At 35.6% G+C, this 24,912-nt stretch carries 25 protein-coding genes and 2 pseudogenes; 5 read left to right on the forward strand and 22 right to left on the reverse strand.

The window, feature by feature from the left end; genetic code table 11:
* Window positions 1–202: 202 nt before the first annotated feature.
* The 4 genes from QFZ31_RS06725 to QFZ31_RS06740 all read right to left on the reverse strand — a co-directional run bounded on the left by QFZ31_RS06725 (window position 203) and on the right by QFZ31_RS06740 (window position 4,317).
* Entirely contained in the window at window positions 203–1,201 is a 999-nt protein-coding gene (locus QFZ31_RS06725; protein WP_307301894.1) for an NADP-dependent oxidoreductase, read from the reverse strand.
* 306 nt (window positions 1,202–1,507) lie between these two features.
* On the reverse strand, window positions 1,508–2,590 hold the full coding sequence (locus QFZ31_RS06730) for an alkene reductase (protein WP_307301896.1): 1,083 nt from the start codon (window positions 2,588–2,590) through the stop codon (window positions 1,508–1,510).
* A gap of 94 nt (window positions 2,591–2,684) precedes the next feature.
* On the reverse strand, window positions 2,685–3,383 hold the full coding sequence (locus QFZ31_RS06735; protein ID WP_307301898.1) for an SDR family oxidoreductase: 699 nt from the start codon (window positions 3,381–3,383) through the stop codon (window positions 2,685–2,687).
* 355 nt (window positions 3,384–3,738) lie between these two features.
* On the reverse strand, window positions 3,739–4,317 hold the full coding sequence (locus QFZ31_RS06740; RefSeq protein ID WP_307301899.1) for a TetR/AcrR family transcriptional regulator: 579 nt from the start codon (window positions 4,315–4,317) through the stop codon (window positions 3,739–3,741).
* Between the two features lie 611 nt (window positions 4,318–4,928).
* Here QFZ31_RS06740 and QFZ31_RS06745 point away from each other — a divergent pair.
* Window positions 4,929–5,141, forward strand: coding sequence for a hypothetical protein (locus tag QFZ31_RS06745; protein WP_307301901.1), 213 nt, complete (start codon window positions 4,929–4,931; stop codon window positions 5,139–5,141).
* Between the two features lie 173 nt (window positions 5,142–5,314).
* On the opposite strand, the gene QFZ31_RS06750 is transcribed toward QFZ31_RS06745, so the two are convergent.
* From QFZ31_RS06750 to QFZ31_RS06790, 9 genes are all read right to left on the reverse strand, one after another.
* The gene (locus QFZ31_RS06750) at window positions 5,315–5,653 is read right to left on the reverse strand and encodes a hypothetical protein (RefSeq protein WP_307301902.1); all 339 of its coding nucleotides are present in this window, start codon (window positions 5,651–5,653) and stop codon (window positions 5,315–5,317) included.
* Window positions 5,654–5,908: 255 nt separating this feature from the next.
* Window positions 5,909–6,466, reverse strand: coding sequence for a GNAT family N-acetyltransferase (locus QFZ31_RS06755; protein ID WP_307301903.1), 558 nt, complete (start codon window positions 6,464–6,466; stop codon window positions 5,909–5,911).
* Window positions 6,467–6,612: 146 nt separating this feature from the next.
* On the reverse strand, window positions 6,613–7,080 hold the full coding sequence (locus QFZ31_RS06760) for a UPF0158 family protein (RefSeq protein ID WP_307301905.1): 468 nt from the start codon (window positions 7,078–7,080) through the stop codon (window positions 6,613–6,615).
* An 81-nt stretch (window positions 7,081–7,161) separates the two neighbouring features.
* Entirely contained in the window at window positions 7,162–8,148 is a 987-nt protein-coding gene (locus QFZ31_RS06765) for a hypothetical protein (RefSeq protein ID WP_307301907.1), read from the reverse strand.
* Window positions 8,149–8,317: 169 nt separating this feature from the next.
* The gene (locus QFZ31_RS06770) at window positions 8,318–8,842 is read right to left on the reverse strand and encodes a hypothetical protein (RefSeq protein ID WP_307301909.1); all 525 of its coding nucleotides are present in this window, start codon (window positions 8,840–8,842) and stop codon (window positions 8,318–8,320) included.
* A gap of 183 nt (window positions 8,843–9,025) precedes the next feature.
* Window positions 9,026–9,460, reverse strand: a complete 435-nt coding sequence (locus QFZ31_RS06775; RefSeq protein WP_307301911.1) for a GNAT family N-acetyltransferase — start codon at window positions 9,458–9,460, stop codon at window positions 9,026–9,028.
* Between the two features lie 349 nt (window positions 9,461–9,809).
* Window positions 9,810–10,148 carry a YolD-like family protein gene (locus QFZ31_RS06780; protein WP_307301913.1) on the reverse strand — a complete coding sequence of 113 codons (339 nt, stop codon included), beginning with the start codon at window positions 10,146–10,148 and terminating at the stop codon, window positions 9,810–9,812.
* Window positions 10,149–10,287: 139 nt separating this feature from the next.
* Window positions 10,288–10,707, reverse strand: coding sequence for a GNAT family N-acetyltransferase (locus QFZ31_RS06785; RefSeq protein ID WP_307301914.1), 420 nt, complete (start codon window positions 10,705–10,707; stop codon window positions 10,288–10,290).
* Window positions 10,708–10,862: 155 nt separating this feature from the next.
* Window positions 10,863–11,672, reverse strand: coding sequence for a class I SAM-dependent methyltransferase (locus tag QFZ31_RS06790; protein ID WP_307301916.1), 810 nt, complete (start codon window positions 11,670–11,672; stop codon window positions 10,863–10,865).
* 486 nt (window positions 11,673–12,158) lie between these two features.
* Between QFZ31_RS06790 and QFZ31_RS06795 the strand changes: the two genes are divergently transcribed.
* Window positions 12,159–12,878, forward strand: a complete 720-nt coding sequence (locus QFZ31_RS06795) for a metal-binding protein ZinT (protein WP_307301917.1) — start codon at window positions 12,159–12,161, stop codon at window positions 12,876–12,878.
* A gap of 85 nt (window positions 12,879–12,963) precedes the next feature.
* Here the strand turns inward: QFZ31_RS06795 and QFZ31_RS06800 are convergent, their stop codons facing one another.
* The 5 genes and pseudogenes from QFZ31_RS06800 to QFZ31_RS06815 all read right to left on the reverse strand — a co-directional run bounded on the left by QFZ31_RS06800 (window position 12,964) and on the right by QFZ31_RS06815 (window position 17,443).
* Window positions 12,964–13,614, reverse strand: a complete 651-nt coding sequence (locus QFZ31_RS06800; protein ID WP_307301919.1) for a YcnI family protein — start codon at window positions 13,612–13,614, stop codon at window positions 12,964–12,966.
* Window positions 13,615–13,649: 35 nt separating this feature from the next.
* A pseudogene (locus QFZ31_RS33800) lies at window positions 13,650–13,784 on the reverse strand (CcmD family protein); the annotation flags it as partial.
* Between the two features lie 247 nt (window positions 13,785–14,031).
* Window positions 14,032–15,804: pseudogene (ltrA, locus tag QFZ31_RS06805) on the reverse strand (group II intron reverse transcriptase/maturase).
* Between the two features lie 888 nt (window positions 15,805–16,692).
* Window positions 16,693–17,085, reverse strand: coding sequence for a GNAT family N-acetyltransferase (locus QFZ31_RS06810; protein ID WP_307311419.1), 393 nt, complete (start codon window positions 17,083–17,085; stop codon window positions 16,693–16,695).
* A gap of 196 nt (window positions 17,086–17,281) precedes the next feature.
* The gene (locus tag QFZ31_RS06815) at window positions 17,282–17,443 is read right to left on the reverse strand and encodes a hypothetical protein (protein WP_307301921.1); all 162 of its coding nucleotides are present in this window, start codon (window positions 17,441–17,443) and stop codon (window positions 17,282–17,284) included.
* A gap of 228 nt (window positions 17,444–17,671) precedes the next feature.
* On the opposite strand from QFZ31_RS06815, the gene QFZ31_RS06820 reads away from it, so the two are divergent.
* From QFZ31_RS06820 to QFZ31_RS06830, 3 genes are all read left to right on the forward strand, one after another.
* Window positions 17,672–18,184: a hypothetical protein gene (locus tag QFZ31_RS06820; RefSeq protein ID WP_307301922.1), complete on the forward strand. Its 513-nt coding sequence runs from the start codon at window positions 17,672–17,674 to the stop codon at window positions 18,182–18,184.
* Window positions 18,181–18,507 carry a hypothetical protein gene (locus QFZ31_RS06825; protein WP_307301924.1) on the forward strand — a complete coding sequence of 109 codons (327 nt, stop codon included), beginning with the start codon at window positions 18,181–18,183 and terminating at the stop codon, window positions 18,505–18,507. Before QFZ31_RS06820 ends, QFZ31_RS06825 begins: the two co-directional genes overlap by 4 nt.
* A 334-nt stretch (window positions 18,508–18,841) precedes the next feature.
* The gene (locus QFZ31_RS06830) at window positions 18,842–20,398 is read left to right on the forward strand and encodes an amidase family protein (RefSeq protein WP_307301926.1); all 1,557 of its coding nucleotides are present in this window, start codon (window positions 18,842–18,844) and stop codon (window positions 20,396–20,398) included.
* 646 nt (window positions 20,399–21,044) lie between these two features.
* Here QFZ31_RS06830 and QFZ31_RS06835 read toward each other — a convergent pair.
* The 4 genes from QFZ31_RS06835 to QFZ31_RS06850 all read right to left on the reverse strand — a co-directional run bounded on the left by QFZ31_RS06835 (window position 21,045) and on the right by QFZ31_RS06850 (window position 24,865).
* Window positions 21,045–21,557: a DUF2199 domain-containing protein gene (locus tag QFZ31_RS06835; RefSeq protein ID WP_307301928.1), complete on the reverse strand. Its 513-nt coding sequence runs from the start codon at window positions 21,555–21,557 to the stop codon at window positions 21,045–21,047.
* Between the two features lie 177 nt (window positions 21,558–21,734).
* Window positions 21,735–22,598, reverse strand: coding sequence for an Imm26 family immunity protein (locus QFZ31_RS06840; protein ID WP_307301930.1), 864 nt, complete (start codon window positions 22,596–22,598; stop codon window positions 21,735–21,737).
* A 144-nt stretch (window positions 22,599–22,742) separates the two neighbouring features.
* Window positions 22,743–23,117 (reverse strand): DUF2750 domain-containing protein, encoded by a 375-nt coding sequence (locus tag QFZ31_RS06845; RefSeq protein ID WP_307301932.1) that lies wholly within the window; start codon window positions 23,115–23,117, stop codon window positions 22,743–22,745.
* 473 nt (window positions 23,118–23,590) lie between these two features.
* Window positions 23,591–24,865 carry an IS110 family transposase gene (locus tag QFZ31_RS06850; RefSeq protein WP_307301933.1) on the reverse strand — a complete coding sequence of 425 codons (1,275 nt, stop codon included), beginning with the start codon at window positions 24,863–24,865 and terminating at the stop codon, window positions 23,591–23,593.
* Between the last annotated feature and the right edge of the window lie 47 nt (window positions 24,866–24,912).

Here is a 24,912-nt window from a genome sequence, read left to right on the forward strand (position 1 = left end):
AATAGGTTTCCAGCACTCTTTCAAGAGTGCTGTTTTATTTCCAAAGAAGGTCAATAAAATAATTTTTTCAGTTGTGAGTCATCTCATAATTGAACTTCCCCGTTTGCGAAATAAATAAAAAGCTACCCTATTGGTAGCTGGAACTATAAAAGGAAAGCACCTTATAGTTTACAAGAGTTCTTCCACGTACTAAAAATTTAGATTAGAAGGTTACAATAACTTTGCCTTGTGAGTGTCCAGTAGAAACTTTTATTAATGCTGTGTTAATGTCATTAAAATTATAAATTGAATCAATAGAGGGCGTGATATTTTCTTTTTCAACAAGGTTAGTGATTTTTTGTAATTGACTGCCATTGGCTTGTACGAATAAAAAGTGATATTCATTTTTATGTTTACGTGCTAAAGAATCTACACGAGCACCAACTAAACCAAACAATAGTTTTTTCCACACTGGAAAATTATTTTCAACCGCAAAGCGATAATTAGGTACGGCTTTTAATGATACTAATTTCCCATTAGGCTTTAAAATACCAAGTTCTGCTTTTATCTCTTTTGCTCCCAAGGTGTCAATAACATAATCTATATCAGATAAAATGTTGGCATAGTTTTCCTCATGGTAATTTATGAATTTATCAGCGCCAATCGACAGTGTACGGGATCTACCTCTTTCACTGCCGCTTGTTATAACATATAACCCCATTGATTTGGCGATGGGGATTGCCATAGCACCAAAGCCGCCGGTTCCTCCAGGGATAAATAGCTTTTTGTTAGGCTGAGCATTGAGTACGTCATTTAATGCTTGATAAGCAGTCAAAGCAGTGAGAGGAACAGCGGCTGCTTCAATAAAGGATAGATTTTTAGGCATTATGGATATAGCATCTTCATTGACGACCGCATATTCAGCAAAAGCTCCAATTTGATTAACTGGCAACCTCGTATAAATGTGGTCACCAAAGTGGAAGTTCTTAACATCTTTTCCAACAGCCTCAATAACTCCAGATAGTTCATTTCCTAAAGTTAATGGTAAATCATAATCAGAAATCATTCGAATACTTCCATTTAAAATAAGGATATCTAATGGATTAACACCTGCTGCTTTTACTTTAACGAGTACCTCCCGGCTATTAAATTCTGGTATTTTAACATCATTCAATTCCACTTGAACTTCTTTTGTATATTTCTGCATTTGAGCAGCTCTCATTTTTTCATCCTCTTCCTTTACAATTTTTTGGTGCTATTTCATTGAAATGCAATCTCTAGCGTTGAATGTAAGTGACTCAAAACAAAAACCAGTGCTTGAATGGGTATATGCCCAAGAATGCATCTACCGCTGCAAATACACCTAATTCACGCGTCAAGCACTGATTTTCAGGTTGAGCCAAAAATGCGGCACAAACTTTTCTTATATTAATTATCGAGACAGCTGTTTCCCATAATTTCTAATTTAGATCAAAGAATGGCGTACAATTTTTCAGTTGTACGCCATTCTTCACCTTATAAGCTATACTTACCCCTCTTGAGATTTTAATTCTTTCATCGTAGGATAATCCGTATAACCCATGCTTCCGTTACCACCAAAGAATGTTGTACGGTCAGCTTCATTCAAAGGAAACCCTTTTTTGAGACGTTCTACTAAATCCGGATTAGCTAATGACCATACACCAACTGGTACCATATCTGCAACGCCATTATCAATATCTACACTAATATTTTCTAGAGCTCGACCAGCTCGATTGACTAATAATGGATTGGACCAAACTGAACGAATTTCATGGAGCAGTGTTTCGTTTCCTACATGCATAACATGAAGGTAAGCCAAATTGAATTGAGCTAATTCTTTTACAAGATGGAGATAAACTTCAGGACCTTGTTCACCTTCTTCAATTCCACCAAGAGGTACCCCTGGTGAGATACGAAAGCCCGTTCTTTCTGCTCCAATTTCTTCAACGATTGCTTTCGTGATTTCGATAGCAAAGCGAGCACGATTCTCTATTGATCCGCCGTATTTATCCGTTCGTTTATTAGAATTTTCACCGATGAATTGATGAATTAGATAACCATTTGCCCCATGAATTTCAACACCATCAGCTCCTGCTTCAATAGCTGCAGATGCTGCTTTTCGGAAGTCTGCAATTGTCGTTTGAATATCTTCTTCACTTAACTCGCGGGGAACGGGTATTTCCTGCATCCCTTTAGCAGTAAACATTTCTACTCCAGGTGCGATCGCAGATGGTGCAACTGCTTGACGATGATGTGGTGTATTGTCAGGGTGCGACATACGACCGACATGCATTAATTGGATATACATAAATCCACCTGCTTCATGCACAGCATCCGTAACCTTTTTCCACCCTTCAATATGCCTTTCAGTATAGATGCCAGGTGACCATAGGTAACCTTGTCCATCATCAGAAGGTTGTGTACCTTCACTAATAATTAATCCCATTGATGCTCTTTGAGCATAATAAAGGGAACTTAGTTCTCCTGGTGTACCATCTTCTTGCGCCCTACTACGTGTCATTGGTGCCATCGCTAAACGATGAGGTAATGCCAAATTTCCAATTCTCATTTTGCTCCACAATTTATCCATTTTTGTATACTCCTCTTCAAATTATTTTACCCGTTGTATACGGGTGTACCTTTTGTTTGAAATCTTGGACAAATCACTGTATTAGTAATTTGTATTAGGAGAGTTGTGGGTATATCGCAGATACACCACCAGCAAAAACTCTTTGGATATTTCGGCTCACGTCATCAGCAACAATTTCAAAGCTGTCGGATTCTAATCCATCAACAGCAATTTTTGCGATATCCTCAGGGTTGGATTTGGGAACTTCTAAGCTCGATGTCATGTCTGTCTCCATGAAGCCTACATGTAATCCAGCTACTCTTACATTTTGAGGATATAGATTTAAACGTAGGTCGTTTGTCAATGCCCACTCTGCGGCCTTTGCAGCTGTATAAGCGCCAACAGTTCCCGAACTGACCCAAGATAATGCGGAAAGAATATTCAGAATCGTTCCTCCCCCATTATTTGCTAAAATCGGTGCGAAAGTTCGAACCATGGAAAGTGTGCCAAAGAAATGCGTATTAAACTCCAAATGTATTTTATCGAGATCACCGTCAATCAAAGAAGCACCTGTAGACGATCCTGCATTGTTGATCAAAAGCGTAAGATCCTTAGCGACCATAGCGGCTGCAGCTACCTCTTGAGGGTTGGTAATATCAAGCTTCACAGGAATTACACCGGGAATGTCAATGGACTCCGGATTTCTTGCACCGGCATAAACCTTAGCCCCTCTGGATAGAAGTTCAAGTGCTAAATGGCGTCCAAAACCTCGGTTCGCGCCGGTTACAAATACGACTTGTTCAGAAATTTTCATTTTTATGTACTCCTTTTAATATTTATTTTGATACAACAAAATGTCTTACTCTTCAAAACTAGCAAGTAATGATTTCCTTAAGGTGAAGTTTTGGTCATAGGCAAGTCTTGCTATATGGGAATGGTCATTCTAAAAAGCACAAAGAAATGATCCCTTCATTGAGAAATTTTTAAGTAAGGCAAGAATCATATATGAGAACGATCATTCTAAAAAACACAAAAGAAAAATCCCTTCATGGAGAGATCTTAAGCAAGGCAAGAATCATATATGAGAACAATCATTCTAAAAAATACATAAGCAATGATATCTTCATAGGAGAAAGCTTTACTACAGTTCAGACTTTCTCTTATAGGAACTATTTATCTAAAAGTTTTATCGATAAATTGGCTATACGGTGTAATTTTTCTTTGGGGATGGAGGTTCTTGTCATTACCCTTAACCCAACACACACAGTATGCAGATGTTCCGCCAGTTCCCCGGCATCATACTCTGAAGTAAATTCTCCCTCCTCTTGCCCCCACAGAATAATATCTTTGAGTAGCTGCTCTGATAGTGTGAACGATTCAGTGGACTTTGAATCCACATCAGCATCGCGCATTGCCAATTCCACCGCCGAATTCACCATTAAACAGCCTGAAGGAGAGTTCTCTTCACCATATATCATGAAACTAAAAATAAACTGAAGAGCCTCCGCTGCATTCTTGGAGCGTTTAACTTCTCCCGTAAGCTCAGCACTGACTTTATCGCGAAATCGATCCATAGCTTTCAAAAACAGCGTATGTTTGTCGCCAAACGTATCATACAAACTTCTGCGATGGATTCCCATATGCTCGACCAGATCGGTCATGGATGTCTTCTCATAACCTTGTTCCCAAAAGAGCTTCATCGCCTTGTCTAATACTACGTTCTCTTCGAATTCTTTACTTCTTGCCATTCTATTTTCCTCCTTCCATAGTCACTATAACATATTGAGAACGAACGATAAAGAAAACAAACTCATAATAATTATTCCAAATATTATCAAATGTAGTGAAACTACCTAAAGCTCAAATAAGGAAACTCCACAATATCTTCTACATTTTATCTGTCAGCATAACCAAAATCCCTTGATCATATGATCCCAAGAATCTTACCAAAGACTGATTTTTAAGGAGAACATACTTTTGTGAAATAAAAAAACTGTTTTTTTTGTGTAATTTAAGAAATTTGATTTTTGTGATTTAGAAGGGAGGGCATTTTTTTATTGGTATCAAAATCAAAACCCGACTCGTCGTTTGAATTTACATAAACAGCACCACAAATTGGCACACAGGATATAAGTAAGAAAGTAGTCATATTTCTATCACCTAAACATTTTTAGGAGTATTATTCCCATTACTTATTCAACTAAACTGCACCTTTAGTTCAACAAGATTAAAGCTGTATTGTCAAACCTGTCTGTAATTAAATGAAAAATTTGTGAATCTGGAGAAAAAACTCTTTTCAATTTCGGTTTTAATTGATACAATTCCCATTAATAAGGTAGGAATAGTAGGTGTTTCGGAAATGTCTTTGTATGAAAAATTACCAAGTGATTTTTTGATTCAATTTTATTATGAAGTGCAAAAAATGATTTCAAAAGGTTTAGTTTCTAAAAATATGTATTATGAATTAGGACTTATAATTGCAGCTGCGTCAAGAAGAGGGATACTATTGGATAAGCCAAAAGATTTTAAACAGCACATTGTCCACGAAGTATTAATGGAATTAAGTAACTAGAATTCCGCCGTGATTGAATAAATAGTTAATCGTAAGAAGTCTTTCATTAAACAAACAAAAAAGCCGCTGATAAAAATCAGTGGCTTTCTTCAACTAAAGCTACCCATTACTTTAAGTACAACTTTTCACAATCTTTGATATATAATACGAAAATTTCAAATTAAAAGTGTTCTTTATTGTATAAATGAAACCTTTTGAGGTATCTCTCCACTTTCCTTGTAATCATTAAATATATGAATTATAATACGTAGAGCCAAATGATCAAATTTAATATCTTTAGAGCGATAAAAGGCATTTTTACATTCTTTTATTATCTTTATTCTTCCATCTTTAATTGCATTAACATAACTTCCTTCTTCAAGCCCATTCTTCTCAATAGAAATCAATCCATCATACAGAAGGCAATCACCTTTATTATATGGTGCATTCCAGTTCTCACCTGAATACTCATATACTAAACATCCATCAATTACTTCTTTATATCTACCATAGCCCGTATAGCCTAAACCCATTTATATCACCTCAATCATAGAATTTTAATTCTTAATATACTACTAATGAGCATTAATCCTCGATCTTTTTGTAAAACCATATTTTATTGGAACATTTAATATGTCTAATTACAGCAAATGCATATTTCTGTTATGAATCTTATTGAACAAACCTTCCCATTTGTTGAATAAGAAAAAGGCGATGCCTTCTTTAAGCATCGCCCCCGTTAGTTGAAAAAGAAATTTTATCATCAAGTTCGAATTTCATTTAAATGATCAAAACTCTTCTTTTAAAATAGAGTACATTTTTACATCTCGATGTTTTCCTTTCACATATATACACTTTCTAATTATCCCTTCAAAAGACATTCCTGCTTTTTCCATTACTCGTGCTGAACCGATATTTTCTACATCACACCTTGCTTGAATACGAACTAATTCCATTTCTTCAAAACCGAATTTTATTATTTCCTTTGCTACTTCAGTAGTTAAACCTTTTCCCCAATAGTCTTTAGAAATAACATATCCGATTTCAGCAGTTTTATGATTTGGGTGCCACCAAACAAAATCGATAGTACCGATAAATTTTCCATTTTCCTTGTATTCAATTCCCCACGGTGAAACCTGCTTGTTTTCATATTTGTTCAATACAAATTCAACAAAATCTTTTGTATCAGATATTGTTTCGTGAGTATTCCAAGTTACATACTTAGATACTTCTTCATCTGAACCGTATAGATGCATATCTTCAATATCTTCTAAAGTGACTTTTCTAAGAATAAGACGTTCTGTTTCTAATATTGGTAGATCACCATATATTTTCTCAACCTTCATTTAATCCCCTCCACTATTTACTTGCTGAGAAACACTACTTCTATAAAGAGGTTGTCTAGTCCTCTTTCTCCTTGTTGAACTAAACTGCCCCTTTAGTTTAAAAAGAAAAGGTGATTACCTTTGTTCAGTAATCACCCCTGTCATACCTATTCAATATAGTTTATTTTATTTTCCTTACACCATTCAATCACAATTTGTTTAAAACAATCGTCACGGTATGAATACCATTGTTCTTCCATTTCAAAATCAATTAATTTGTCCTTAAACCTTCTAAAGGCACCCTTACCCCTAATTGCCCTTAATAAGGATTCCTGCTTCCACTGATCACTGACTGTTAAGCAAAAGTTTTCCATTATTCCATATTCATTCACTTCATATTTAGTTGGCAACTCTATATAATTTTCAAAGTTTTCAACCACATCGATAGCAATGATTCTATTTTCTTGTTCCCATTCAGGTAAATGTTCAAATGGTTTTTCGTCTTCCACAGCTCTTAAGTCCTCCGATGCCACTAACACTATTTCCCCCGTTTTAATATTCAGCAATGATCGTGATTCTTCAAACTGTATTTCCATTTCCTCAATTATATCTTTAAGTTTGACTTGTATATTCACTATTAGCTCACCTTTTATATTTTTTTCTAACGCTCCCGTTACTTTAAGTACACTTTTTCACAAATTACCTTGTTTACGATTTTATTCAAATATTTCTTTTTCGTTCTCCATTATTCTAGAAAGTTTCATTTTGACACGAGGAACACCATCTATTTGAAAATATTCATTTAATACTTGGTCAACCTCACTTATTTCCGTTCCGAGTATCTTAGGAGAAAATTGCTCAACATAAATGTCACCATAACCTTTAACACAGTCCGTCATTGTATCCAGTGCTATTAAACTTAAAGGTCTTCCTTTGTTTAGCCAAGATTTCATTCTTTCCCAGGTTGGAAAGCATACGGATGCCAGCCTTCCCCAATTATCGTTAAAAATCGTGCAAGTTGACTCAATCCAATCAAGTATATTGCTCGAACGGAAACGGTATAGGCAGGTAAAAGCCGCTATTGGCAATTCTTTTTCACTTACCAATTTTAATTTCTCAAATATATTATTTAATCCCTCTTCGGCTGGCAAACTACTGGCTGTTGCCCAAGAAATTGGGTAAAGAAATTCTGCGTCATAATTCTCCCAAAGTTCCCTTACCCATCCGGAAGCAGAAGTACCCAAAACATCAGCTACAATTTCCAACATTCGTGATTTTACTTCGTAATTTTCCGTTTCATAAAACCTAGATTTTACAGAACTCAAGGTCTTTTGGGTATCGTGCTTTTTAAGGGCATTTATTACATCGTCCTCAAGAAACCATCTGGTTATTGAAAAATCTAATAAAGACTCCAAATCATTTCGAACGGCTCGTAATGTTGGTGCTTTATCTTTTTTAGTTACAAATACATCTTCTTCTGGTTGACAAGCCTCTCCGTCTTCTTCATATAAATCATCGTGCAATAAAAATTTTTTTGGAGAGTGAAGAACTGCTAGATTGTACCATTCAATAGGTCGTAATGAATATTTTAATAGCCGTTCGTGACATTGATTGCATAATTTATAAGGCTGATTAGGATCATCCGACTTTTCTACAACATTAATCTCGTTTCTTTTACAGGCTTCACATAAATCATTTATCATATTTAATACTCACACCTCATTTTGATTATCCTACATTATTCTATTCACATTAACTTTTTTCCTTTATTTCAATAAACTGCTTCGTTAGTACAACAAAGAAGATCGCCGCAGCGACCTCCATCTTTATCTATTGCCCTCGTTTTTTAAAATTTTCACAAACTTATTTACTCTATATTTCTTCTCGGTTAATTTCTTCAATAATTTCCTTTGTCCCATCTTTTTCAACCGTCATAACTTCTACATCCTTAATTGGGCTAATTACATACCAAAACCTATTGTCACCATCAACATTAATAATTGTTGCTGGTTCATCGCCAGCGAATACTTCAACGATTGAATTGTCACTGATTGAACCAGAATAAATAAAAGGTGCTTGATTCATTGAAGACCATTTAACAGGGGAATCCAATTCTGCTCCTCTTGTTTGCTTCCATTCCCATTGATTATTTTCTTTCGCAAAGTAAGCTATAAATATCTGTTCACCTTGATTATTATGCTCTTTGAACACCGCAATCGCATCGTCTTCGTGAACGGCATTCAACTCTGTATGGATAAGCGAATACGAGTAATTTTTTTCGTCAGTGTGCATTTCAGTCATTTTTTGTTGAAAAAACTCTTCATATTTTTGTTCTTTTGAACATCCGCCTAAAAAAACTATACATAATAAAAATCCAATAATTATATGTTTTTTCAATTTCTTCCTCCTTTATCAAAGGACTCATTTGGAATCACATTTTATCTAAATTGTAACATTTTTCTATTAAGCTAAAATGCTTTCTTGCACTAACCTGCTTCGTTAGCTTAATAAGAAAAAGCTGCCTCAATGACAGCTCTTGTCTTACATCTTGCCTCCGTTAGTTGAACAAGCATACGGATATTAGTCAGATTGAGGTAACATTTTAATAAAATATTTTGGGGATTCCGTAAACCCTTGCCGCATATAAAACCAATGTGCATCTTTTCTTCTTGAATGGCAATGCACTTCGATTCTATCGCAATTTCTTTTTATAGCTAAACCAGTACAATATTCTTCAATCTTACGCCCTATCCCCTTACTTCTAATGTTTTTATCAACTGCAAAGTAACTTATCCTTGCGAAATCTCCTTTTACAGCTAATTGAGGTATAAAATGAACCGAAATTAAAGCTATAACACTCTGATCTTCTTCAAACACTAATAACACCTCATTCGGATCCATTAGAAGTATTTCAACTTTTTCCTTTATAAAAGGTTTAGTATCTGGATAGTCCAACTGGTTTAATAACAAAGAAATTTGCTTCCAATCGTCAACTTTCGCTTTTCTTATCCCCATTCATTCCACTCCCCAATATTATCAACTCATTTACAACAAGAAATTTCCGTTGAACAAGTACAATATTGTCTTTTTACGGTTAACTGTCTAAACATTTTAAAATAATAATAAATTTTGGTGGTCTATGTTTGGTTGGATTTATACTCACATAATCAATACTCATATTTTATAATTCTATTTAATTTAGGATGTTTTTAATGCTAATCGTTTATACTAAATGGTATTTTAAATCCTCAAGGCAAGGTAATAAGGAGGTAAGGATTCTATATTCTATTCCTCCTAAACAGAAACAAAACCTTTCTATTCTGGGTGATTAGTGTGGAATCCTTCTTGAACTAAACTGCCCCATTTAATTTACAACCTTCACCGCGGTCACATCTTCGAATACAATGCGCTCATATTCGCCAGGCTCTACCTCTAGGTGTAGCTCATGCGTAATAGGATCAACGCGATGTATACGCCCGGTATATTCCGTTGTAAAGCCATCAGACCAGACAGTTACCCTTACCGCGTGTTTATACTCCTGAGCGTACTTAATGCGCAGGTCGAACTCCTCCATCTGATACTCGTCTAAAATCGGTTTAGCTTCCTGCTTCATAAAGTGCCATAAGTCACGCTGCATTTTTACTTGCTCCGGCATAAAGAAAGCCCCTTGCCACTTAATTTTACCGCGATCACGTATTGCCATATCGAATCACTCCTTCGTTTTAATACTACTATCATATACGAACAAATGTTCCGTATGTATACAACAATAAAAAGGACCCATTAAGGTCCTAAAAATAATCTTATTCACCTAAAGCTACCCGTAAGTTGAACAAGAAAAATTACTCTAAATACTCAGCACTTAGACTTGGATTTAAATACCTTGCCATTCCAGTTTTCAGCTTTTTCAATCCAAGTTTTCGATAAAATCCTTCATTACCAGTTGTTGATATTAAATGTATACAAGAAACATTACTTAGCTTATCAAGGAAAAACTCCATAATTTTTTTAGCTATTCCTTGCCTTTGGAAATCTCGATGAACCACTATATCATAAATTGCTGCATTAAAAACGCCATCTGTAATCCCTCTACCAATCCCAATAATTCTTCCATTGACCTTAACTAAAGCAACGACATTACTTGCTTCGAATACTTGGCTAATTATCTCGTTTGTATGTTTAGTCCACCCAACAGAAGCATAAACTTCCTTCATTTCATCGAGATTTGCATTGGCGAAATCACTATGAATTTCTATTTCCATATATACTCCCCCCTATAAATCGCATATCTAAGTTTTTTTAAAATTTTACCATATTTTTAGTGTTTCTTATTCAACTGACCTGCCCTTTAGTTCAATAACAAAAAAATGACCGCCGCAGCGATCATCATCTTGAGCAATAAGAAATGATACTAACGTTACTTTTTCCTACCAATGTAAAGCAAGTGGCTTGAAATCCCCAGAATATATGGGTCTGTTGCTTTTTCTTTTATTAAAATAATGATTTTTTTTACTTCCTGTTCACCTTTTCTTCCCCAATAATTCCAATTATCATTGTTTAAGATAGCACCTGGATTGGACCCTATTAAGTCTAATGTTTCAAATCCTTGAGATTCCATAAAAGGATTAATGTCCTCAATATTAAAATAATACGCACCTGTAAAACGTCCCTCATCTGCGTGGTTAAAGCATCCCGTTTGAGAGAACTGAATTATGGTGTCTAAGTTATCGTTGGGTCTCCAATTCTCAGGAAATAAGAGAGATGTCAGTATGTGTCTTATTCTAGGCATAAAAGCAACAAAAACCAAACCTCCCTTTTTTGTAACTCTTCTTAATTCTTTTACTGCCATAATACGGTCATTTTCTTGCTGTAAATGGTACATAGGACCAAGCATTAATGATGAGTCAAACTGTTCATCTTTTATCATATTAAGTTCTCTGGCATCAGCTGCATAAAAACCTTCAAATTGTCCTTCTAAATCAAGTTCTTTTGCTTTATCTCTACCAATCTCAACTAATCTTGGTGTTAAATCGGTCAGTGTCACCTTATAACCATCTTTAGCAAGTTCCATTGAATATTTTCCTGGTCCAGCCCCATTATCAAGGATGGACCCTGTTTGGGGCATATATTTCTTTATATAATGCCAATTTACTTGGAATTCAATCGGTTCACGTTCAAGTCTTCCCCACTCATCAAATTGATTGTAATAGTTAATTATCTCACTCATAATTTTCACCTGTATTCCATTTTTTTCTTTTTAATTCGGTAAAAAATCTTTAAATCCTTCTTCAAGTAACCTGCTTCGTTACTTTAAGTACAATACTTCACAATCTTTTTTTAAAATACAAATCATAATGATTACGTTTTATGTTGACAGAAAATTTAAAGCATAGTATATTCATAAAAGTATAAAAAGGAACCATTACGATTTACATCAAATATAAGGCTCCTTTTTAAATAATTTACGAAAGGTGATAAATATGAGGACAGTTCTTTAAATCTTTTTTTCTATCCAAGTCTTTTACATACTTATGAATTCATTGGCTAGTAATATCCACGTATATTCTGTGCTAATTCATTTCTGGATTCTTGTATTATTAAAACAATAAACTGATAGAATTTGTCAGCTGGTATTTCTTATTTGCAAAAAAAAAAAAACATAAGTCGTAATCGTTATTATTTTATTCAAAAAGGAAAAGGAGAGTTTTTATTTATGAAAAAAGACCTTATAAAATCAATAGTTGCGTTTTCCTTATTAGGTACAATGTTGGCAGGGTGCCAAGAAAAGGTAGATACACCTGTTAAAAATACTTCTTCTGATTCCGAATCTACTGAAAGTACCGCGCATTCCCATAATCATAGCCATGTACATAGTCACGATGATGAAAAAAAGCAAGAGATATATTCAGGGATATTCCAAGATGACGAAGTTGAAGATAGAGAATTATCAGATTGGGAAGGCGATTGGCAATCAGTCTATCCTTCTTTATTAGATGGAAGTTTAGATGAGGTCTTACATGAAAAAGTCGAAACAATCAAAGATAAAACCTTTCAAGAGTACAAAGAATATTATAAAGTCGGATATGAAACTGACATTGAACGAATCGTTATAAAAGATAATACTATCACTTTTTATAAAAATGGAGAAGGAAAAACAGGAGAATATAAGTATCATGGATACGAAATTTTAACTTATGAATCTGGAAATAGAGGAGTTCGTTATCTTTTTGATTTAGTTGGAGAAGTAAATGGGGTGCCAAAACATGTTCAATTCAGTGATCATATTATTTATCCAACAAAATCCGAACATTACCATATTTATTTTGGGGATGAAGAGCATGACACTCTTTTAAATGAATTAGAGAATTGGCCAACTTATTATCCTTCTAATTTAAGTGGGAAAGAAATCGCAGAAGAAATGAATGCACATTAATTCGGCTGAACCCATTTAGTTACACTTACCCATTTAATAGAATAGAAAAGGACAAGAGTCACTTTACTCTTGTCCTTCAATAAAATTATCTCCGTTTTTTAAGAGAAATAACTAAAGATAACAACCCTGCAATTAAAGCAGCAATAGAAACATACAGTGGAGCATTCGATGAACTTGTGGTTTCTTTTACTGCTTCTTCAGTAGCTTGTTCTGTTTTTGGTGCTTGTTTTGATTCAGTAGTTCCATGGTGATCATCTGAGCCATCAGCGGGTTTTGGATCTACAGTAGTGACTGACGCTGGCTTTTCTGAATCTGGTGCCCCAATCCACTCAACAACACTTCCGTCCTGATAGGTTTGGTATGCCTTGAAAACAATTTCAGTTGCGTCGTCCGCTACTTTTCCTTGCATATTAAAAAGTCCGAACTCTGTTGGTGATAATCCTTCATTTTCTGCTGTCCAAGTTACAGTTGTAATTTTTCCTGAAGAATCTTTTTCTATTTCATATTTCCAACCTGGCTTTGGTTCAAATCGGCTAATATTAACTCCTGATGGAAATTCAACTTTAACCTGTGTAGTGGGTACTGTTTCATTCTCGGATGGCACCCTTACGGTAAACATTTCATAACTTCCTTGTGTTATTTCCTTCGGTAGTACCGTTACATGTGCACTTGCAATTCCTGTAAAAAGTGAAAATGCTACAAACATGACTGAGAATGAGATCATAAACTTTTTCATTAATAAAATCTTCCCTTCAACAAATGATATAGTGATTATCTTTTTTTCTTTCCTGTGAACAATAGTAGTACAATTCCAAAGATAACAACCAAAGTAACAGCTATTATTACTAACATTGTGGATGAAGAATTATTATCAGTCTCTTCTACTGTATCACTAGCGTTTTGTTGTTTTGCACTATTTTGTTCTGCTTGATTGGTTTGGCTGTTTTCCTCTTTATACTGTTTTTAGGTTCATAATTGCAATCATTACTTTTTTTACATACCACTTATTTATACAGATAGGTAAGGGTTTGACATTATCGCTCCCTTTTCCCCCTGTTCACACCGTACGTGAGACTTTCACCTCATACGGCGTTCCAACTAATCCAATTTATTCGTTCTATGTATTAAGCAGACGAGTGCTGTTTTTCCAAAATTAAATTATTTCATTTAGACATTTTAATCGTAACTTATTTACTTTTTCTTTCTGTTTACTTGTAAGCTTTAAAGATTGTAAAAGAGTTTCAATTTTACCTTTATCTTTAAGATGAATTAATTGATGAATTGCTTTATGAACAATAATCAGGTTTGAATAACTATCATCTTTCGACAGGTAATAAGGACTTATATGATGACAATGCCATTCATTAATTCCTAACTCTTCTACTAATATGGCACATTTTCCATATTGGGCAATAAACTTACTGATTCTGTTGTCATTGTATTCAATAGTTCGATTTGGAATGTAGTTTCTCATGATGTAAGAAAGCATGCTTTTGTCGATAGTCTTTAAGCTATTATGAATCTTTGCTCTACCTTCGGCAGTAAAGTTACATATCACTTGCGAGAACCCAAGTGTCTTTTTCCATCGTTGTGCATGGATGGGGACAAAAACCATTTTTTGTATCATAAACAGTTTTGTCTTATATCCCTTGTATCTTTTCTGTAAGGTTTTAGTCATCTCATGGAAACTTGCCTCGGTTCTAATGTTCCTTAATTGATTATATAACGTTTTGCGTAGATGAGCGTTTAACTCATTCAGATTGATAGTGATGTTTGTAGCGACTGAGTAATAGTTTTGGATTCCCATGACGACAGTATTGAAATTCCAGACTGCCTGAATGCAAGGCTTTTTCTTGATTACTTTTATAGCTTCCTTAATCTTTTGGAAGGCGTTTAGTTTAGCCTTCTTCGACATATCGGACCTTGCCACATAGCCAAATCTTGTTTTTCCTTTTCTAACAGCTTTTATTGAAAAGCCAAGAAACTCGGAAGAGTTTTTCTTTAGGTTGATGATTTTTGATTTCTCTTCGCTTGTTTCCAGGTGTATTCTATTTTTCAAGAAATCTCTCACTGCGTAATTCATTCTTATCGCCTGTGACCTTGTTCTGCACATAATTTTAAAATCGTCCGCATAGCGGACGATAAAGCACTCTTTCAAAGCTGTCTTCTTCAAATGCTGATACTTACTGCCATTGGTGGAGTAGGTATATCTGCTTTCAAACGTTTCCCACTGGTCGCTAATCCACCAGTCCAATTCGTTTAAGACAATGTTGGATAATAAAGGTGATAGAATACCCCCTTGCGGAGTACCTTTTGTTGGAATACCTTCTCCTTCAATCTCTGCTTTTAATAGTCTAGATATAATAGAAAGAAGTAATTTATCCCTTATGCCCAATGACCACATTTGTTTTAAAAGCTTACTATGATTCACGTTATCAAAGAAGCCTTTGATATCTACATCGACACAATGGTAGAGTCCAGATTGATTAATAAGAAATTCCAGCCTAGCTTTGGCATGATGAGTGCTGCGGTTCGGTCTAAATCCATAACTATGTTTATGGAATTTTGCTTCACAAATAGGCTCTAATATTTGAAGTATGCATTATTGAAAGATTCTATCCCAAATCGTTGGAATACCTAAAGGTCCTGTTTTACCGTATCCTTTAGGAATGAGAACACGCCTAACTGATTGTGGTCTGTACCATTTGAACATGGTTTGAACCCTTGCTATTACATCTTCCACTGTTAGATGCTGAATATCTTTGATTGTTAATTTATCTGTTCCAGCAGTTTTGCTACCTGTGTTTCTTTTTATGTTTCGGTAGGCAAGTCGTATATTATCTTTAGAACTCATTAAATCTGTTAAGTCATAGAAGCGATGACCACTGACACTTTGAAAATATAGTTTGTCAAAACAATCTTGCATACTATAATATTCACTGTGTCTCAGTTTCTTCCGTTTCAATAAGTTGGTGACTCCTTTCGGAGTTAAACCTCTTTTAGTCTCACAAGAACCTTATTAATCGATAAAGAACTGCCTTACTTGGTTGAATAAATCTATATTAGTCTAGTGGTTATCCCTCCATGTGGGTTAAACATTTCATTGGTACTATGCCACCACTTTCACTGATATTAAGGCAAGTTATACAATAACTATTATCATTATTGTTTTCCTTGCCAACGTTTCATAAGAAGTAAGTCCTCCACGTTACCAGTTTACAACGTTGAATTATATCTATTATAGAATGAACTTAGGTGCTTCCTTTAAGCCTGTTAGCATTCATACGCCCGCAACGTATCATGGATTTTCATATTAGTTATTTTTACTCACCCACATCTAACCTCACAATTTGGTGATATACACATTTCTATGTATCGCAGTTTTAGACCCGTACATTCAGTAGTTTGTCAGCTTAACCATTACTTTTAGGTTTATTCGCATTCTCACCATATTCAAACAACTCAAGCGCCATGAATTACACCACTCCATCGAGTAGGCTTTCGTCAGCCGAACTGGTACGGTAATTTCTCACGCCTTTTCGCCGAGCTTATAACACTATCATTCTTACTAAATCCAGTGCTATTCGACTAAGAGAGAACCCTTCAGGGCGTTACCCCATCTTTTGATCCTTCGATATAATCCTTCAGTTCCGACAGGAACTGTCTGACCTTTACCTGAGTATTGTGACCAATCCCAATTTAAGTCAGAAACATTTCGCACAAGTAATGCATCGTTAGCTGAATAAGCGAAGGGATCACCACTGCAATCCCTGTTCTTGAAGTCTTGCACCTGTTTTTTGAGCAATAGATTGTATTATATTTCTTTTTCCATCAGTACATTTGTAGTTTGATAACCTAATTTATCATATAATCCTCTTGCAACTTTGTTATGACCAAATACGTGTAGACCTATTTTTTTCATTCCAAGTTTCTTCCCAACATTCTCTATTTGTTTCATTGCTTCCTTGCCATATCCAAATCCTTGGTATTCTTCCAATATATTAATATCATAAATATATCCTCTATTTTCAGATAACTGTGCTAGCAATATAACTCCAATGGTCTTGGCTTCATCTAGAATAGTGTATAAGAAATTACTCTCAGTCTTCTCACCATTTGGCAAAAGCCTTTTATATTCCTCTTCCGCTTTACTTATTGATTCTTCCTGATTCCAATTTCCTGCTAAAACTTTTTCTTCGCATATGATTTAATCGCTGAAGAAATATATTTTTGATATTCATCGGAATTCATTAAAACTAATTTAATCATTGTTTTTTCTCCCCCTTATACTTTAACTTCTATAAAATAGCAATCGATTCATTCTTTTCACTTAACTTCTCCGTTGGCAGAACTAAAAAATGGACCGCCGTAGCGGTCCAACTCTTAAACGCAGGGACAAATATTTAATTAGAAATTTTCTTCACATTAAATAATGGAATAAAAACTACTTTATCTCCATCTTTAACATAAAAAAATGTACTTTGTTGATATAAGAAAGTATATTTTCCTTTAGTTCCATCCATCCACTCAATTTCAATAAGTTGTCCTGAAATTAGTGAGTCCACAACTTTCACCCCGACTATTTATGTAGTTATTTTGTTTTATAATCTATTTCTATAAAGCCAACCGAAATACCTTCTTCAATTAACCTGCCCGTTAGTTGAACAAGCAAAAAGATTACCGCTACAATCTCATCCCTAACAAACGTTACCCGTTCGTATTATAAATACCTTCCAACAACCACCTAATTTCTGTAAACCATTTTCATAGTATCATTGGAAAGAGGTAATTTTATGTTTATCAACCCAATGTTACTCCATAAAACAGATGAACCATTTAATCATGACGATTATGTATCAGAACTGAAAATGGATGGGTTCAGACTCATCTATTCTTATATAGAAGAGAAAAAGCTTTATACACGCCATCATACCGATATTACCACCCGTTTTCCTGAACTTTTGAACCTGGATATACCAAAAGGAACAGTACTTGATGGCGAGGTTGTCATTACAGATTCATCAGGGAGACCAGATTTTGAAGCCGTCATGAGTCGGTTTTCAGTGTTTAATTCGGAAAAGGTGAAACACCTAGCAAAGCATGAGCTAGTATCATTCGTAGCTTTTGACGTGCAGTACCATAACGGCGAGAAGGTAACCCACCTGCCACTTTATGAACGGAAAGAAATCCTCGATGAGGTCATACCAGTTAATACCTCCATTCTATCTAAAGTAATGTGCTTGAAGGCAGCGGTATTGCCCTCTTTGAACTCATTAAGGAGCAAAACCTTGAAGGGATTGTTTTGAAAAAGAAGGAAAGCACATATGAAATTGGTAAACGGTCATACTCCTGGCTTAAGGTGATTAATTATCAATATACAAATGTGTTTGTAAACGGGTACCGGAAAGGAGACTTCGGCTGGCTGCTATCTTATGAGGATGGTAGGTATGCAGGAATCATGGAACTTGGGGTTCCAAAAGAAGAAAAAAATAGAGTCTACAGGATGGATAAAAGAGACCAGAATGCTAAGTTTGTCTTCATTGAACCAGTTTCATGCTATGTTAAGTACAGAAATATAACGAAGGCTGGTCTTCTTCGACTCCCTTCCTACGTTTCTTTAAATGCATAAAAGCCCTTTTATGTAGGGCTTTTATCATTCTTCTCCATTCCATTTATTATGTTGCTTTAATAACCTCTTAAAAATGTTGTATAAATGGGCATGTCTACGACTTATTGGGGTTATATAGTTCCTTATTATGCACAGTAGAGATGAAAGTTTTGCCATCAGATGATGCTACTATGTTTTTTGAGGGTACGTAAATGAATATTGTTTGTAATCTATTTAATCATGTTACAGGTAAATCTCTTATTTTCTGTGTAAGAAAACCTCCCATGTATTGCGACACTATGGATAATTATTGATATATTCATAGTGTCATAATTTTACAAAGGAGGATCACAACATGGGAAAGTGGTATCGTAAGCCGATTGCTTTCGCGATAAGCTTAGTATTGGCGGGAAGCTTATATTCTACTTCGGCAGTTGCAGCACAAAATGCATCAGATTCTGTTAAAAAAGGAAGTTTTACGGAGCAGATTGAAGAAGCTACAATATTTGAACTGCAGCAAGCAATGCAAAAGGGGGATTTAACCTCTGAGGAACTGGTTAAATTTTATCTGGACCGAATCGAGCAATACGATGACAGCATTAATTCTATCATCACAATTGACGAAGACGTCCTTGAAGAAGCCCAGCAGCTTGACAAGGAAAGGAAAGCGGGCAAAGTCCGCGGGGAATTGCATGGTATACCTGTTATTTTAAAAGACAATTATGATACATATGATATGCCCACTACAGCCGGATCGCTGTCGCTTGAAGGATCGGTTCCACCGGACGATGCCTATCAAACGAAGAGATTAAGAGAAGAAGGGGCTATTATTTTAGGGAAAGCTAATCTTCATGAATTTGCCTTTGGATACTTGACCATTAGTTCACTTGGTGGACAAACCTATAATCCGTATGATCTAACAAGGTATCCTGGCGGTTCTAGCGGTGGTACCGCAGCAGCGGTTGCTTCAAACTTTGCTACTGTTGGATTGGGTACAGATACCGGTGGTTCAATCCGTGTTCCTGCTTCTTTTAACAATCTAGTTGGAATACGGCCAACAATGGGACTGGCCAGCCGTGATGGCATTATTCCTCTTGCCCTTACCCAAGACACGGGTGGGCCAATTGCACGGACCGTCGAAGATGCGGCTATAGTCCTCGATGCGATTGCTGGCTATGATCCAGCCGACCCTGTTACCGCTGCAAGTAAAGGGTACATTCCTAAAACCTATACACATTACCTTAAGAAAAATGGACTTAAGAATGCACGTATAGGAGTCGTTCGAGCCTTGTTTGGAAATGACCCGCAAATTAATAAAGCAATGGATCAGGCCATACAGGATATGGAGGAGTTGGGAGCCGATGTAGTTGAGGTGACTGTTCCGAATCTCAATAAAATTCTCTCCTATCCAAGCCTTAGTTCGTTTGAATTTAAATTCCACCTCAACGATTATTTAGCTTCCTTGGGATCAAATTCACCTGTCAAATCCCTTACAGAAATTATTGCTAGCGGAAAGTACGATCCTAGCATTGAAAACAGCTTGAAAGCAAGAAATAGCAAGGAATCCTTAGAAAATGATCCTGTATACCAGGATATCATTACGAATCGTCCGAAGCTGACAAAAGAAAGCCTTAATGCAACCTTAAATGAAAATGAATTGGATGCGCTTGTCTATCCGACTTTAAATGCTTTGCCAGCTGTGGTAGGAACAAATCAGGGGTCTGGAAGTGCACCAATGTTAAGCCCGTTCTCCGGTTTCCCGGCCCTTTCCGTTCCGGTAGGTTTCAGTGATAGTGGCCTTCCAATCGGTATGGAGCTTCTTGGAAGAGAATTTGCAGAACCTACTTTAATTAAAATCGCTTATTCTTACCAGGAAGGTACCCACCACCGAAAAGCACCAGTACTAAGATAATTTAGAAATAACCAACGAACTTCAGACACAAAGTTTGGGAGACAAATGGTAGGGAAAAGGCAGCGCGTTTTACCCTAGATTTAAATTAATATGCGAGTATTGCATGAAATAATAAGCTTCCTTCAAACGAAGGGAGCTTTTTTTCTTTATACAGGAGATGTTTTTGGCACGGCTAATGAGTGCGAGTAACAATAAGGATGCAGCCGTTTTTTATGTATGGGACCAGATTTAATACTATTATTTATCCAATAAGTTATTATTATTGTCTTTAATAGAATATCAATTTACCAAAAGTGCATTTCACCTTCGTGAAGAATGAATCTCTCCATAAAACATCAATATCAGGATGAAAATCACAAACATTCGCTTGCCGAGATGATTTTTTCCGGTAGTAAATACTTGTCCATATTATCAGCTCGGTCTAAAGGGGAGACAACATAATAGCCACCAGAAAAACACTTCATTTATAACACCCCTTTTAGGCTCGTTTTCAATTGCAATAACAACGCCTAAGCGATCCTTCCTTATTAAAGAATGGCACCCGTTAGTGTAAGTACATTTCTTCACAAAGTGCCCTTTTCTATATGTCGACTATCTTAATCTTTCCAATAAAAAGAGCATTGATGTCGATTCAATGCTCTTTTTCTTAGTTATCGTTATTAACACAAAGCTGTACAGCTATCTCTTGTACCCGTTCTATGGTTACTCCATCTCTGAATTCCACCGCTAAAGGATGTTCGGTTGGTTCGAGTTCAATGAAAGGTCGAATGCCATCTGGTCGAGGATGGACCAATGTTTTTAAGTTTACTGTGTCAGGATAACAAGGTAAATCAGTAGATAGCCATCCAAACATTGGTTCCAATACTTCTTGTTTATCCCAGTGTTCTTTTATTTTGTTAAAATTTGCTTCACTTAATGAAACCCATACACCCCATATTAGATGTTCTTCGGTCCCAATTATAGGAATCTCAATACATCCACGAATAAAGAAATGTTCGTTATCCATAATGCATAAATCGTCATCTAGCTCAAACCTATCCTCTCGCTCTTTAGGTGCAGCATCATAGTAATAGACGGGAGCTGTGTTTCCGTAACTTGTGGGCAGTTCTTCGTGATATTTGCCGCAACAACTGCAAGTGTATCCGTTGATTATAGTCATTCTGTTCCTCCATTATTTAATTTCCCTTTGAATCTATTAACTCCCTTATTCATAATTTGTTATGTAAACACTTAATCCTTCTTGCACTAAACTTCCCCGTTACTGCAATAAGAAAAGGGATACCCTCCGCCCGTCTTTAACTCTGGCACCCATTAGTTGAATAACAAATTATGGATATTAATAAAATTCTGGTGTTTTATTAAAAGCATTTTCAAGTTCATTTAAATCGTATCCCATTTTTTTAAATCGATTTATTTTCTCATCTCTTGTTAGATATAAAAGGCTTTTTGGTTTCGTTAAATCTGGTAATAACATTTTGTCGTAATATTCTTCGTCTACATTTTCATTCCAGGGTCTGATTCCAATAATAGCTTCTGATAGGTTTCTTAATGATTCGTCAGGAAAGGTACTCTGTGTTATACGACGTTTATATTTCTTCGGTTGCCCTTTAACTACTTCTTCCACGTTTACACGAACTTCTGTGCTTCCGATTATCTTCCAGTTGTTATTATCTAAAGAATTAGGAGATATAGGCAAAACTGAAACTATATTCGTACTAATTATTGAATTAATGTCTTTGATTTCATTTGAATTCATATTAAATAAACAACAAGTTGGAAAACCATCGTTATCCTTGATTATTTGTCCAAAACTAAAAGAACCATTGCTTAATGGAACATAAAATATATCACCAACAGCCCATTTTTGTTTTTTCGGTCTTTTAAAATTCCTTACTAACTCGATTACCTCGATTATATCTGTATTACTGATTTCAATATCAATCAATTCATTAATCAAAATCGCTGCTTCAACTATCACTTCACCTTTTTTTGAAGCTATAAAAATCCCGTTTGTTTCATATTCAATTTTTAACTTCTTTATAGACGACTCCATTTTGTCTTTTAATTTTTTCCTAACGTACTTCGCTGCTTCTTGGCTAGTTTCAAATCCGAAAAATTCTGGTAGGTCTTCATTAATAAAAAAATCACTTGAACTAGCATCAGGAAAATACATTGTTAATACCCCGATTTTTACTTCCAAATAAAAAAGTCCTTTCTATTCTAAGTCATTATTATTCATATACGCTTTGTTTTATTGATAATCCTTCTTCAAGTAACCTGCCCCGTTACTTCAATAAGTAAAGCTGCCATAGCAGCTAGAGCTTCGACCCTTGAAAGTTTTCATTCAATAATTTTCAAGTTCAGCTTTCAAATCATTAAGAAATACATCAATATTTACAACTGCTGTATCATCATCAGTTGGGAATATTGATGGTTTTATTCCATCTTTCTTCATTCCAGTAAGCCATTTATCAATAAAATAATTCAAGTCAATCAGTTTAGCCTTGCATCCTATCCATTCATTTTTAACAAAGAATTCAGCAAACTCTTTTTTAGGATAAAATGGAATAAGCATTTTACCTTCCTCATCTTGTGCTGTTGCCCAACCATCATTATACAAACCCCAAACCTCTTCAGAATCTACAACTTTTTTTATGAAATACTCGTATCTAATATTGGGTGGTTGTTTGATTACTGCTTCCAACTCTTTTTTATTCATTAAACAACATTCCTTATCTGATTAAAAATATCATTTTCTATTATTTTATCACTACTCCTTGTTCAACTCCCTCAGTTTGATACGAATATCTCTTGAATGCTCACTTATTCGCAGGATTTCATAACCCTTGTAATTGGATTTACGGGTAATTAAAATGAGTTCAGATCATCTTGGCTTCGTGAAGGCATAGTTAAATAAAGGAGTCAGCTACCACTCCATATTTTACCATATAATGCACATCTCCACGCCGCCCCTGGAGGCTTTCCCTCCCATGTCTCAACGGGTCAATTGCCCTTTCATTCCTTCGTCATACCTATCCAAGGGGTGGAGGCCAGTTATGCTAAACTGATGGGTCACAGTGCCCTTTTGTTGAAGAAACCTGGTACTCCGTGCATATTTGAAATCCTACGAATAAGACAACATTCAAAATTTACGATAACTATTTAACTATAAGACTTTTAGTCATACTGCTCCTATGCTGCTAATGGGATTGTTTCTTGTAATTTATTTGCACAGTAAGATTCGTTTCGCTTAGCTATACCTACAGAAATCCTTGCTAATTTACCGACCAACTTCATGATAGACTTCATTTTCTTCATCTTCTTGACCTTCACATTATATGCATGGATAGCTTTAAACTCAGGGTTATTCATCACAAGGCTCATGGTTGCTAGGTAGAGGAAACGCCGTAGTCTAGACCTCCCTCGTTTTGAGAGGACAATCTGCCCTTTCCATTTTCCTGAGCTTGCTTCAGCTAAATGGAGTCCTGCATGGCGTAATAGAGAATTCCCATGAGAAAACCCACTTAAATCTCCAGCCTCTCCTAAAATGCCAGCTAATGAAATTTCACTTATACCTTTAATCATAAGCAGCTTTCTTGCAAATGGTATTTTATTGAGAACTTCTTTAACTTGTTGTTCAACTCTTTCGAGTTGTTTTATAGCGAGGTCATACTCCTCCAGTAATTGTTCTAAATGGAACTTATAAGCGTCCAATGCTTGTCCAGTTCCAATCGAGGATTTTGCTAGATTGATTAGTAATTGAGCCTTTTTGGGTCCTGGTTGTCGCTGCATTATAGACTTCCATCCCCTCATGACATCTAGAGGCTCAAAGGAAGCTATTTCATTAGGAGTAGGAAATAATCGGAGGGTTGCGATTGCCCCTTTACAAGTAACATCTTTAAATACTTGTCTAAGTTCTGGAAACACAATATCTACCCATCTATGGATCTGATTGGTAGAGCTTACGAGACGTTTAACAATCACGTCACGATTAGAAATTAAAACTCTGAGTTTCTCAAAGGATTCAGATGAAGGGCGAACAAAGGAATAATAGCCGTTTTTCACCATATCAGCGATAACGAGTGCATCTTTTTTATCACTCTTTGACTGAGTGTTATCACGATTCTCCTTGTTTCTCTTTACTAGATGGGGATTGACTGTTACTACCTCAATTTTTTGTTTAACAAGCCATTTAGATAGGTTTTTCCAGTAATGGCCAGTGGGTTCCATACCTACTATTGTGGAATCTAGGTTTTTTAGTTTCTTTAACTTTTCAATCCAATTTTTCAGTTTAACAAACCCCTCTTCATTATTTACAAATGTAAGGGGATCTCCCACTACAATTCCACGGAAGTTTACAGCTCGAGCAACGTGAAATTGTTGAGCAATGTCTACACCAACAATAAGATGTGTATCGGAAATTCTTTCTATTAGTTGATTTTGTTTGTCTTGCATTTTAAAATTCATAGTAGGGCTTCCTCCTTAAGAGTTGAGTTAGAGTGGTGTCTATACTC

The sequence above is a fragment of the Neobacillus niacini genome (assembly GCF_030817595.1).
Lineage (GTDB): Bacteria > Bacillota > Bacilli > Bacillales > Cytobacillaceae > Neobacillus > Neobacillus niacini_G.